The organism is Roseateles aquatilis (assembly GCF_002205645.1).
Classification (GTDB): Bacteria; Pseudomonadota; Gammaproteobacteria; order Burkholderiales; family Burkholderiaceae_C; genus Roseateles; species Roseateles aquatilis.
The window spans coordinates 1-12442 of record NZ_NIOF01000023.1 but is presented as its reverse complement, the minus strand read 5'-3'; the positions used below and the strand labels follow the sequence as shown (position 1 = coordinate 12442).

Annotated in this window: 7 protein-coding genes; 2 read left to right on the top strand and 5 right to left on the bottom strand. The window is 69.9% G+C overall.

Annotated elements, in window-relative coordinates:
• Positions 1-612, top strand: a complete 612-nt coding sequence (locus tag CDN99_RS26910; RefSeq protein WP_088388592.1) for a DNA-3-methyladenine glycosylase I — start codon at positions 1-3, stop codon at positions 610-612.
• On the opposite strand, the gene CDN99_RS26905 is transcribed toward CDN99_RS26910, so the two are convergent.
• The 5 genes from CDN99_RS26905 to exaC all read right to left on the bottom strand — a co-directional run bounded on the left by CDN99_RS26905 (position 613) and on the right by exaC (position 9403).
• Positions 613-3741, bottom strand: a complete 3129-nt coding sequence (locus CDN99_RS26905) for an efflux RND transporter permease subunit (RefSeq protein WP_088388590.1) — start codon at positions 3739-3741, stop codon at positions 613-615.
• A gap of 35 nt (positions 3742-3776) precedes the next feature.
• A complete protein-coding gene (locus CDN99_RS26900) occupies positions 3777-5111 on the bottom strand; it encodes an efflux RND transporter periplasmic adaptor subunit (RefSeq protein ID WP_158218979.1) in 1335 nt (444 codons plus the stop codon).
• Between the two features lie 359 nt (positions 5112-5470).
• Positions 5471-6403 (bottom strand): pseudouridine-5'-phosphate glycosidase, encoded by a 933-nt coding sequence (locus tag CDN99_RS26895; protein ID WP_088388586.1) that lies wholly within the window; start codon positions 6401-6403, stop codon positions 5471-5473.
• Between the two features lie 111 nt (positions 6404-6514).
• On the bottom strand, positions 6515-7600 hold the full coding sequence (locus tag CDN99_RS26890) for a carbohydrate kinase (RefSeq protein WP_088388584.1): 1086 nt from the start codon (positions 7598-7600) through the stop codon (positions 6515-6517).
• A 282-nt stretch (positions 7601-7882) separates the two neighbouring features.
• Positions 7883-9403, bottom strand: coding sequence for an acetaldehyde dehydrogenase ExaC (exaC, locus tag CDN99_RS26885; protein ID WP_088388582.1), 1521 nt, complete (start codon positions 9401-9403; stop codon positions 7883-7885).
• A gap of 284 nt (positions 9404-9687) precedes the next feature.
• On the opposite strand from exaC, the gene CDN99_RS29465 reads away from it, so the two are divergent.
• A complete protein-coding gene (locus CDN99_RS29465) occupies positions 9688-11814 on the top strand; it encodes a sigma-54-dependent Fis family transcriptional regulator (RefSeq protein ID WP_238139726.1) in 2127 nt (708 codons plus the stop codon).
• Positions 11815-12442: the final 628 nt, after the last annotated feature.

The following is a 12442-nucleotide window of genomic DNA, read 5'->3' as shown; positions in this document are numbered from 1 at the left end:
ATGGCCGAACGACTGGTGCAAGGCGCGGATGGTCGATGGCGTTGCCAGTGGTGCGAGACACCGGGCTTCGACACCTACCGCGATTACCACGATCGCGAGTGGGGCTACCCCGTCCATGAGGATCGCCGGCTGTTCGAGAAACTCTGTCTGGAGGGTTTCCAGTCGGGCCTGTCGTGGCGGACCATCCTGGCCAAGCGCGAGGCGTTCCGCAAAGGATTCGAGAACTTCGAGATCGCCAGGGTGGCGAAGTTCGGCGAGGCCGACGTCGAGCGGCTGCTCGGCGATGCCGGCATCGTCCGCCATCGCGGCAAGATCGAGGCGGCGATTCACAACGCCGCCCGCGCGCTGGAACTGCAGGCCGAGGCCGGCTCGTTGGCCGCCTTCTTCTGGCGCTTTGAGGAGCCCGGCCTCCCGCCCGATCAGGTGCGCGGCACGTCCGAAGGGTCGATCCGGCTCTCCAAGGAACTGAAGAAGCGCGGCTGGAAATTCGTCGGCCCGACGACGGTCTACGCGTTCATGCAGGCGATGGGCCTGGTCAACGACCATGCACCGGGCTGCATCGGCCGGGACGCGGTGGCGCGCGAGCGCAAGAAGTTCAAGCCGCCGCGCTGATCAATCGGCGTGGCCGGGCGCCGTGGCGGGATGCTCCGTCATCCGCGTCTGCGTCACTTCCCGCATGTCCGGCCCCTTGCCGCTGAAGCGGTCCAGCGCCAGGTAGATCACCGGCGTGATGTAGAGCGTCACCGCCTGCGACAGCAGCAGCCCGCCCACCACCGCCAGGCCCAGCGGCTGGCGCAGCTCCGCGCCGGCGCCCAGGCCCAGCGCGATCGGCAGCGCGCCCATCAACGCGGCCATCGTCGTCATCATGATCGGCCGGAAGCGCAGCACGCAGGCCTCGCGGATCGCCTCCGCCGGCGTCATGCCGCCGTTGCGCTGCGCGTCGAGCGCGAAGTCGATCATCATGATCGCGTTTTTCTTCACGATGCCCACCAGCATCAGGATGCCGATGGTCGCGATCACGGTCAGTTCCATGCCCGCGAGCTGCAGCGTCAGCAGCGCGCCCACCGCCGCCGAGGGCAGGCCGGCCAAGATGGTCAGCGGGTGGATGTAGCTCTCGTAGAGCACGCCCAACAGCACGTAGATCACCGCGACCGCCAGCACGATCAGCAGCAACTGCCCGCCCTGCGAGTCCTTGAACACCGCCGCGTCGCCGCCGTAGCTGGTGATGATGGACGGCGGCAGGCCGATCTCCCTGGCGTAGCCGTCGAGCTTGCCGGTCGCCGCGCCCAGCGGCACGTCCGGCGCCAGGTTGAAGCTCAGCGTGATCGCCTGCAACTGGCCCTGGTGATTGACCGCCGTGGGACCCAGCTCGCGCTTCACGCTGGCGAAGGCCGTCAGCGGCACCATCGTGTTGTTCTTGCCGCGCAGGTAGATCTTGTCGAAGGCGTCCTCGCTGAGGCGGTCGCTGTCGGTCGCCTCCATGATCACCTCGTAGGTGTTGCTCTCGGCGTAGATGCTGGACACCTGCCGCTCGCCGAAGGCGCTGTACAGCGCGTTGCGCAGGTCCTGCATCTGCACGCCGAGCAGCGTCGCGCGCTCGCGGTCGATCACCAGGTTGGCCTGCAGGCCGCGCAGTTGGGAGTCGCTGGTGACGTCGCGGAACAGCGGGTCGGTCCGCAGCTTGTCCTGCAGCTTGACGGCCCAGGTGTTGAGCTCGCCGGTGCTGACCGATTGCAGCGTGAACTGGTAGCGGCTCTTGGATTGCCGCCCGCCGAGCTGCAGGTTCTGCACCGGCCGCAGGTAGACGGCGATGCCGGGCACCGCGCGCAGCTTCTTGCGCAGCTGCTCCAGCACCTGCGGCATCGGCGGGCGCTCGCCGCGCGGCTTCAGGTTGATGAACAGGCGGCCGGTGTTGACGTTGCCGCCGCCCCCGCCGCCGCCCACCGCCGCCGAGACCGAGGCCACCGTCGGGTCGTTCTGGATGATCGAGGCCACGCGCTCCTGCAGCACGGTCATCGCGGCGAAGGAGATGTCCTCCGAGGCTTCGGTGCTGGCCTGGATCTGGCCGATGTCCTCTTCCGGGAAGAAGCCCTTGGGGATCGCGATCCACAACCACGCGCTGGCGACGAAGGTGGCCAGCGCCACCACGCCGACGACCCAGCGCCGCTTCAGCGCCCAGTCCAGCGAGCCGGTGTACCGGGCCAGCACCCAATTGAAGCCGGCCTCGAAGACGCGGCCCAGCGCGCTCTCCTGGACCTCGTGGTGGCTGCTCAGGAAGCGGCTGCACAGCATCGGCACCAGCGTCAGCGATACGCCGGCCGAGACCAGGATGGCCAGTGAGACGACCACCGCGAATTCATGGAACAGCAGGCCGATCACGCCCGGCATGAAGAAGATCGGGATCAGCACCGCCACCAGCGAGATCGAGATCGACAGGATGGTGAACGCCATCTCCCGCGCGCCGCGCACGGCCGCCTCGAACGGCGCCATGCCGTCCTCGACGTGGCGCACGATGTTCTCCAGCATCACGATGGCGTCATCCACCACCAGGCCCACGGCCAGCGTGATGCCCAGCAGCGAGATGTTGTCCAGGCTGTAGCCCAGCGCGTACAGCAGCGTCACCGCGCCGATCAGCGAGATCGGCAGCGACAGCGTCGGGATCAGCGTCGCCACCATGCGGCGCAGGAACAGGAAGATCACCATCACCACCAGCCCGACGGTGAGCGCGAGGGTGAAGTACACGTCGTGCAGCGACTCGCGGATCGACACCGAGCGGTCGTTGAGCGTGCTCATCTGCACCGAGGCCGGCAACTGCGCGGCGAAGCGCGGCAGCATCGCCTTGACCGAGTCCACCACCTTCACCGTGTTGGCGTCGGGCTGGCGCTGCACGGCCAGCACGATGGCGCGCTCGCCGTTGAAGTTGGAGAAGGACTTGACGGTCTCGTAGCTGTCCTCGACATCGGCCACGTCGCGCAGGAACACCGGCGCGCCATTGCGCGTGGCCACGACGATGCCGCCGAAGGCGTTGGCGTCGCGCAGTTGCTTGTTGGCCTGAATGGTCAACGTCTGCCGCGCGCCGTCCAGCGTGCCCACCGGCGTGTTGGCGTTGGCGCCCTTGACGGCGGTCTGCAGCTCGTCGAGCGTGATGTTGCGCTGCTGCAGCAGCTCGTTGCGCGCCTTGATGCGGACCGCGAAACGCTTCTGGCCGAAGATCGACACCTGCGCCACGCCGTCGATGGTCGACAGGCTGGGGGTGATCAGGTTCTCGGCATAGTCGTTCAGGTCGGACAGGTTGAGCGACGGCGAGGTCAGCGCCACCAGCAGCACCGGTGCGTCGGCCGGGTTGACCTTGCGGTACGACGGCGGCGTCGTCATCTCCACTGGCAGCGCACGCAGCGAGCGGAACAGCGCGGCCTGCACGTCGACCGCGGCGGCGTCGATGTCGCGGGACGGGTCGAACTCCAGCGTCAGGGAGCTGTTGCCCAGCGTGTTGGTCGACGAGATCGTGGTGATGCCGGCGATGGTGGAGAACTGCTTCTCCAGCGGCAGCGCGACCGACGAGGCCATCGTCTCGGGGCTGGCGCCCGGCAGCGTGGCCTGCACGTTGATGACCGGCGTGTTGAAGCTGGGCAGCGCGGCGACGGGGATGCGGCTCCAGGCCGCGATGCCCGCGACGACCAGCGCGATGTTCAGCAGCACGGTCATGACCGGCCGCCGGATGAAGAGTTCGGTGATGTTCATGTCAGCTCCGCGGCGATGGCAGGGCGGGGGCCGGATCAGCCGCCGGCGGCGGCGCCGACGCGCGCGCCGGAGGACGCGGAGGCGGCCGCGGAAGTTGACGAGGAAGTCGAGGCGGAGGCCGCCTCGGCCGCTTCCGCCAGGCGCGCGGCGGCGGCCGGATTGACCGCCGCGGGCTGGGTGCGCACCGGCGTGCCGGGACGCAGGTTCTGCTTGCCGTCGAGCACGACGATCGCGCCGGCGTCGACGCCGTCCACCACCGCCATCTCACCGAAGGTGTAGCGCAGCTTGACCGGCTTGAGCTGCGCGGTCTTGTCGGGGCCGACGACGTAGACCTGCCGGTCGGAGCCGCGCAGGATGACCGCGGCCTGCGGGATCACGACGGCGTCGGCGATGCTGCGCAACGTCATGCGCACGCGCAGGTACTGGCCCGGCCAGAGCTTTTGCTGGGCGTTGTCGAACTCGGCCTTCAGCTTGATCGTGCCGGTGGTCGAGTCGACCAGGTTGTCCACGAAGACCAGCTTGCCGCGCACGACGGGCTCGCCATTGCGACCGCCCTTGCCGCGAGCGGGCCCGCCCTCGATCGTCGGCAGCACCACCTGCACCTCGGGCGGCGTGGGCCTGGCGCCGTCCGCGCCGGGGCGCAGCGCCTGCAGCACCGGCGCGAGTTCGGTCTCGGGCAGGTTGAAGCTGATGGCGATCGGGTCGATCTGGACGATGTTGACCAGCGGCGTGCCGGTGGCGCTGGCCTGGACCAGGCTGCCCGGCCAGACGTTGACCGCGCCGGCGCGGCCGGCGAACGGCGCGCGGATCTCGTTGTAGCTGAGCGCGACGGCGGCGGACTGGACTGCGGCGTCGTCGGCGTCGACCAGGCTGCGGCCCGAGTCCAGGCTGGCCTGCGCGGTGTCGACGGCGCTCTGCGCGACGAACTTCTGCGCCAGCAGTTCCTTGGCGCGCTCGTATTGGCGCTGCAGGTCGGACAGGCTGGCCTTGTCGCGGGCCAGCTGCGCGCGGGCCTTGTCGAGATTGGCGCGATCGGCGCGGTCGTCGAAGCGGAACAACACCTGGCCCTTGGCGACGGTCTGCCCGTCCTTCACCAGCACGTCGCGGATGGTGCTGGTGGTCTGGGCGCGCAGGTCGACCTGGTTGATCGGGCTGACGGTGCCGCTGGCCTCGACGACGACGGGCACGTCGCGCCGCAGCGCGGTGACCACGCCGACCGCCTGCATGCCGGCGGGACCGGATGCGCCGCCGGCGCCGGCCGTCGCCGCCGATGCGTCGCCGCGGGTCGCCGCGCGCGACTTCCACCACCAGCCGCCGGCGACGACGAGCAGGACAACGATCAACGCGAGAACCAGGGACTTGCGGCGCATGCTGTTCACTTTTCCAACGAGGGGGAGCGCGAGGGCGGCGAAGCTTAGGTCAGCGTCCGGTGATGAATGTTTCGTTCCGGTTAACCCATTCATTGTTGCCGGCGCGCTGTGCGATTGGAGCGCGCGAGCACCGATGGCGACTGGGATTTCCCCCGGGACGCCGTGACCAACGACAGGGGCGAGCCGGCCGGCGGACGCTCACGGGAGCGCTTGTGAAGCATGCCGGCACAGTGTTTCGGTCTCGCTTCCGGCGCGCTTCCGTTGTGGTTCCGCGGCGGGGCGAGCCGGCCGGCGAACGGGCCGCAAGCCGCCGCGCAGCGAGCCTCCCGGCCCGCGTTCAGCCGTCCTTCAACGGTTCTTCAGCCCGCCTTCAGCGCGCGCGCCAACGCGGCGCCGACGCGGGCGTTGTTCTTCACCAGCGCGATGTTGGTGACCAGGCTCGCGCCGCCGCTGAGGTCCTTGATGCGCGCCAGCAGATAGGGCGTGACTGCCTTGCCGCTGATGCCCTGCGCGTGGGCCTCGGCCAGCGCCTGGTCGATGAAGCCGCCGATCACCGTGGCGGGCATCTCGTGCGCGACGGGCACGGGGTTGCTCACCACCGCGCCGCCGTTCAGTCCCAGCGCCCACTTGGTCCGCAGGAAGCGGGCCTGGTCGTCGGCCGCGTCGAGGCGGAAGTCGGCCTTGAGGCCGCTGTCGCGGGTGTAGAACGCGGCGAAGTTGTCCTGGCCGACGGACAGCACCGGCACGCCGTGCGTCTCCAGGTACTCGAGCGTCAGCGCCAGGTCGAGGATGCTCTTGGCGCCGGCGCAGACGACGGCGACCGGGGTGCGCGCCAGCTCCTGCAGGTCGGCCGAGATGTCGAAGGAGGTCTCCGCGCCGCGATGCACGCCGCCGATGCCGCCGGTGACGAAGACCTCGATGCCGGCCAGGTGCGCGCAGATCATCGTCGCGGCCACGGTGGTCGCGCCGACGCGGCCGGTGGACAACGCGAAGGGCAGGTCGCGGCGGCTGAGTTTGAGCGCGTCCGGCGAGCGGCCCAGCAGTTCCAGTTGCTCGTCGTTCAGGCCGACGCGGATCTTGCCGTCCAGCACCGCGATGGTGGCCGGCACCGCGCCGTGCTCGCGCACGATGGCCTCGACCTCGCGCGCCGTCTGCACGTTCTGCGGATAGGGCATGCCGTGGGAAATGATGGTCGATTCCAGCGCCACCAGCGGGCGGCCCTCGGCGCGGGCGGCGGCGACTTCGGGGGAGAAGTCGATCAGGGTCGGGGCGATGGCGGCGGTCTGGGTCATGACGGTCTTTCTTGAGGGCAAGTCGGGTGGATTGGGGTCGGGCGCGTCGCGTGGCGGCGAGGCGGATCGAGGCAGGGGGGGCGGTGGTCGGACGGCGGGTCGAGCAGGCGATCAGGCGATCAGCGCGGGGCTCAGCGCCGGGCTGACGGTGGCGTCGCTCTGCAGCGTCAACGCCGCCAGCCGCAGGCCGAGCGCGCAGGCGCCACGCAGGTCGTCGGGGTCGCGATGCAGGCCGGCGACGATGCCGGCGGTCATCGCGTCGCCGGCGCCGGTGACTTCACGGATCGACGCGGGATCGAGCGTCGGCGCGGCCAGCGCGACGAGCTCGTCGCCGTCGCTGTGCAGCACGCCGCGCGCGCCGTCGCTGACCACCAGGCGTCGCAGGCCGGCCTCGCGCAGCGCGTGCCACGCGGCGCGCAGCGCGGCGTCGTCATCGAGCGCGCGGCCGGTCAGGGCCCGCAGCTCGCCGCGGTTGAGCACCAGCAGCTCGACGCCACGCAAGTCGGTGCCCAGGCGCGCCATCTTGGGCTCTGACACGGCGACCAGCAGCAGCCGTTGATCGCGCAGGCGAGCCTCGGCACGCAGCTCGTCGAGCGTCTCGCGCGGCAGGTTCAGGTCGGCCACCAGCCAGCGCGCCGGGGCGCGTTGCGGGGCGGTCTGGCGCAGGAAGGCAGGGTCCAGGCGATCGGTCAGCGCCATGTGGGCCAGCGCGAGCACCAGCTCGCCCTGCGCATCGAGCACCGCGGTGTAGCTGCCCGTGGCCGCGTCGGCCGCCTGCAGGCAACCGCCGCAGTCGACGCCCAGCGCTTGCAACTGCGCCAGCAGCGCCTGCCCGGCGCCGTCACGGCCGACGGCGGTCAGCAGATGCACCGGCAGGCCCAGCCGCGCGAGGTTCTCCGCGATGTTGCGGGCCACGCCGCCAGCCGATTCATGCTGATGCGCCGGATTGGAGCTGCCCATCTGCAGCGGACCGATCGAGCGCAGCTTGCGGTCGAGGTTGGTGCCGCCCATGCAGACGATGGGCTGGCGCTGCGGCAGCACGTAGGCGCGGCCGAGGATGCGGCCCTCCTTCGTCAACTGCGCGAGATGCCCGGCGATGGCCGAGCGCGACAAGCCGAGACGGTCGGCGAGGTCCTGCTGGCTGATGAAGGGATTGGCCTCCACCAGGGCGAGCAGCTGTTCCTTGGACGATGACATGCCGCGGATTCTAGGCAGGCGGCGTTGATCTTGCAAACAAATGTCTTTTTCTTGGACATTTGTACTTTCTTGGGGGTGTTTGGCGGTGGTGGGGCCAGCCGCGCGTCGACCGAGCACGGGCCGGGAGGGCGGGCAGCCCCGTGTCGTCAGTCAAAATTCCTCCCCGGGGCTGCCCGCCCTCCCGGCCCCGATACACCGCAGCGATCGGGCCTTGGCGTGTCGTGTCGTGTCCAGTACTGCGGCGGGGTGGGCGTGGGCGGGGAGGGGAGGGGAGGGGGCTGATCAATAGAACCCGAGCGCCTTCGGGGAGTAGCTGACGAGCAGGTTCTTCGTCTGCTGGTAATGGTCCAGCATCATCTTGTGGGTCTCGCGGCCGATGCCCGATTCCTTGTAGCCGCCGAAGGTCGCGTGCGCCGGATAGGCGTGATAGCAATTGGTCCACACACGGCCGGCCTTGATGCCCTTGCCCATGCGGAAGGCGGTGTTGATGTCGCGGGACCACACGCCCGCGCCCAGGCCGTAGGGCGTGTCGTTGGCGATGCGCAGCGCTTCTTCCTCGGTCTTGAAGGTGGTGACGGCCAGGACCGGACCGAAGATCTCCTCACGGAAGATGCGCATGTCGTTGGTGCCCTTGAACAGCGTGGGCTCGACGTAATAACCGCCCGCCAGGTCGCCGCCCATTTGCGCGCGGCCGCCGCCGATCAGCAGTTGCGCGCCCTCCTGCTTGCCGATCTCCAGGTAGGACAGGATCTTGTCCAGCTGCATCGACGACGCCTGCGCGCCCATCATCGTCTCGGTGTCGAGCGGGTTGCCCTGCTTGATGGCCTTGACGCGGTCGATCGCGCGGGCGATGAACTTGTCGTAGATCGATTCATGGATCAGCGCGCGCGACGGGCAGGTGCAGACCTCGCCCTGGTTGAACGCGAAGAGGACCAGGCCCTCGATGGCCTTGTCGAAGAGCTCGTCGTCCTGCGACGCGATGTCGGCGAAGAAGACGTTGGGGCTCTTGCCGCCCAGCTCCAGCGTGGCCGGGATCAGGTTGGTCGCCGCCGCCTGCGCGATGACGCGGCCGGTGGCGGTGGAGCCGGTGAAGGCGATCTTGGCGATGCGCTTGCTCTGCGCCAGCGGCATGCCGGCCTCCTTGCCGTAGCCGTTGACGATGTTGAGCACGCCCGGCGGCAGCAGGTCGGCGATCAGCTCGGCCAGGACCAGGATGCCGACCGGGGTCGACTCCGCCGGCTTGAGCACCACGGCGTTGCCGGCGCCCAGCGCGGGCGCCAGCTTCCAGGCCGCCATCAGGATGGGGAAGTTCCACGGGATGATCTGGCCGACCACGCCCAGCGGCTCGTGGAAGTGGTACGCGATGGTGTTGCCGTCGATCTCGCTGAGCGCGCCCTCCTGCGCCCGCAGGCAGCCGGCGAAGTAGCGGAAGTGGTCGACCGCCAGCGGCAGGTCGGCATTGAGCGTCTCGCGCATCGGCTTGCCGTTGTCCACGGTCTCGGCGTAGGCGAGCAGCTCCAGGTTCTGCTCCATGCGGTCGGCGATGCGCAGCAGCACGTTGGCGCGCTCCGCGGCCGGCGTCTGCCCCCAGCGTTCGGCCGCGGCATGGGCGGCGTCGAGCGCGAGCTCGATGTCCGCGCCAGTCGACCGCGCGGCCTGCGTGAAGACCTGGCCGGTGATGGGGGTGATGACGTCGAAGTACTGGCCGTCGCGTGGCGGCGTCCACTTGCCGCCGATGAAGTTGTCGTAACGCTTCTTGAATTGCACCGGGGCACCGGCCGCATCCGGCTTGGCGTAGATCATGGTGTTGTCTCCGTTGTCGTGAATGAGCGGACTCGCGATGCATGGCGCGTGCCAGGGCCGCGCTTGCGCCGGAAGACCCCACAAGGCGGCGCGAAGCCCCTTCCCAAGCGGTGCTTCTGCGGTCAGGATCGCTCCACACATGGGTCCCGGCACCGCCGCGCCGACACAGGTGTTCCGGAATGGAACACCCCGGCGCGGATTCCGGCTCGAAGCGCGATCTGCCGTCAGGCTGGGCGCGTCGCGGGCCGCAAGGAACGGCGGGCCGGCCGCAAGGAGACAACGCGATGGTGAAAACCCCGAGCGGCGCGATGCAGGCGCCGCGACTGCTGCGCGCGGCCAGGCGCGAGCTGCTGGACACCGGCCGGCTCAGTCCTCAGGCGCTGGATGAGGACCTCAGCCGCAGCTGGCTGCGCAGCCGCGATTTCGGTCTGAGCCCGGTGGGCCGGCCGCCCGGCGCGCCGCATGCGTCGGGCGCCCAGTTGCGTCGCGCGCTGGAGCGCCAGCACGAGCTGGTCGCGCACGCGCGGCCGGTGATGGAGGACCTGTTCGCCCAGACCCAGGAAGGCGACGGCCTCGTGATCCTGGCCGACGCGCGGGGCTTGCTGCTGCAGGCGCTGGGCGACGGACGCTTCGTCGATCGTGCGCAGCGTGTCGCGTTGCGGCCCGGGGCGATCTGGGACGAGCGCTGGCGCGGCACCAACGCGATCGGCACGGCGCTGGCGGAGCAACGGCCGGTGGCCGTGCTCGGCGGCGAGCACTTCCTGGAGCGCAACGCCTTCCTGAGCTGTACCGCGGCGCCGATCCGCGACCCGCAGGGTCGGGTGCTCGGGGTGCTGGACATCTCCGGCGAGCAGCGTGGCTTCCAGCGCCACACGCTGGCGCTGGTGCGCTCGGCCGCTCGCATGGTCGAGCACCGCCTGTTCCAGACCCGGCACGCGGACGGGTTGAGGCTGCAGCTGCATGTGCAGCCGGAGGGCCTGGGCACGCCGACGGAAGGCCTGCTCGCGCTGAGCGAGGACGGCTGGGTCCTCGGGTGCAACGCGGCGGCGCAGGCGTGGCTCGGGCCGGAGGCGTCGCGACCGAGTCCGCTCGAAGCGGTGCTGCCGGTGCGGCTGTCCGACCTGATGGATTGGGCGCGGGCCGGCGGCGAGAGCGCGCGCCTGCTGCATCGCGAGGACGGGCCACCGCTGTGGGTGCGCGTGCAAGGGCCGCGCGCATGGTGGCTGCGCGGTTCTGCGGCCGCGATGCCGCAGGCGGTTGTGTCGTCGTCGACGGTCGATGCGGTGACTGATGCGGCGATCGACGATCCGATCGATGCGCGATCTGCGGCGCCGGAGGCGGCGCGTGCCGAGCAGCGCGCCGGCTTGCCGGGCGTGCGAGCGGTCGTCGATGTTCCTGTCGCCGTCGACGTGCCGATGCGCGGCGGCGCTCACGACGTGCAGGATGCCTTGCAGCCGCTGGACCTGGGCGACGCCGCGATGCATCAGGCGGTGCTGCGTGCCCGGCGCGTGCTCGACAAGCCGATCGCGCTGCTGCTGCAAGGCGAATCGGGTGTCGGCAAGGATCTGTTCGCGCGAGCCGTTCACGACAGCAGCCGGCGCCGCGACCGGGCTTACGTCGCCGTGAATTGCGCGGCCTTGCCCGAGCCGCTGATCGAGGCGGAACTCTTCGGCTACCGACCCGGCGCGTTCACCGGCGCTTCGCGCGAGGGCGCTCCGGGGCGTCTGCGCGAGGCCCACGGCGGCACCCTGTTCCTGGACGAGATCGGCGACATGCCGCTGCCGCTGCAGGCGCGGCTGCTGCGCGTGCTGCAGGACCGGCAGGTGCAGCCGCTGGGCGGCGGGCCCACGGTGGCGGTCGACTTCCAGCTGCTGTGCGCCAGTCACCGGCCGCTGCGGCAACTGGTGGCGCAAGGGCAGTTCCGGGAGGATCTCTACTACCGCCTCAACGGCCTGACCCTGAGCCTGCCGCCGCTGCGCGAGCGCCAGGACCTCCCGGTGCTCGTCGACCGCTTGCTGGCCGCGCTGGAGCCGTCACGGCACGTGGTGGTGGAGCTGTCGCTGAGGAAGGAATTGCTCGCGTATGGCTGGCCCGGCAACGTTCGCCAACTGGAGCAGGCCCTGCGCATCGCCTGTGCGCTGATGGAGCCGGGGGAGTCGGTGATCCGCCGCGGGCATCTGCCGGACGACCTGATCGAGGAGCTGGACCAGATGCCGTCGGGCGATGGTGATCTCGCGCCGTCGCAGGTCGCGACGTCGCGCGCGGGGTCGGACGACGGGACGCCGTCGATGTTGCGGGATCAGTCGCGCTCGCATGCGCGGCGCGTGCTGGAGGCCTGCGGCGGCAATCACTCGGAGGCCGCTCGTCGCCTGGGCATCGGACGCAACACGCTGTACCGGTTGCTGCGCTGAGCGAGGAGGAGCGAGGAGGGTGCCCGGCCTGCCCGGATGGGCGACGGGCCGCCGCGTAGGTCGTCGACCGACAGGCGCATCAGCCGATCACCGCTGCAGCGATGCGGCAAACCCGACTGGGCGCGGACCGGCCGCGTCCGTATTCTTCATCCCATGCGGTCCAGGTTGGTGGTGGGTACCGCAGAGGCGCAAGCCGGACGTCAATGGGTAAGGCGGGCATCCGAAAGGATGTCCGCCTTCGTCTTTCTGGGGGCACGTCTCCGGGCGTCATCCTGGTGATGCGCGTCCCGCGGAGAGTGCCTGGATGACCTTGCCGACATCGGCGGAAGCGAAGAGTTCGCCGAGCGTTTCCTCGAAACCTTCCGTGCAAGTCGGCAAATGATGGGCAGGTGATCGAACATCGTCGCTCCGAAGAGGACGCTTTCGACATCGGACGGAAAGTCGATGACGCGGGTATCCGTTTCGTTGAGATTCCAAACGATCCTGATATCCGTGCGGGAATGAGAATGGTCGGGCTTCACTGATCCGCTTGGATTCTTCGAGCCACGCGATGCGCTAGTCCCGGCCAGTCTCGGGGCCATTAGGCAGGCCCCATCTCCTTGATCCTACGGGCATATTCGGCCGGCGT

What these genes read in the sequence shown, in the direction of transcription:
- CDN99_RS26900 (WP_158218979.1), bottom strand. Translation starts at nt 5,111, where the DNA reads ATGCGCCGCAAGTCCCTGGTTCTCGCGTTGATCGTTGTCCTGCTCGTC.
- CDN99_RS26905 (WP_088388590.1), bottom strand. Translation starts at nt 3,741, where the DNA reads ATGAACATCACCGAACTCTTCATCCGGCGGCCGGTCATGACCGTGCTG.
- exaC (WP_088388582.1), bottom strand. Translation starts at nt 9,403, where the DNA reads ATGATCTACGCCAAGCCGGATGCGGCCGGTGCCCCGGTGCAATTCAAG.
- CDN99_RS26910 (WP_088388592.1), top strand. Translation starts at nt 1, where the DNA reads ATGGCCGAACGACTGGTGCAAGGCGCGGATGGTCGATGGCGTTGCCAG.
- CDN99_RS29465 (WP_238139726.1), top strand. Translation starts at nt 9,688, where the DNA reads ATGGTGAAAACCCCGAGCGGCGCGATGCAGGCGCCGCGACTGCTGCGC.
- CDN99_RS26890 (WP_088388584.1), bottom strand. Translation starts at nt 7,600, where the DNA reads ATGTCATCGTCCAAGGAACAGCTGCTCGCCCTGGTGGAGGCCAATCCC.
- CDN99_RS26895 (WP_088388586.1), bottom strand. Translation starts at nt 6,403, where the DNA reads ATGACCCAGACCGCCGCCATCGCCCCGACCCTGATCGACTTCTCCCCC.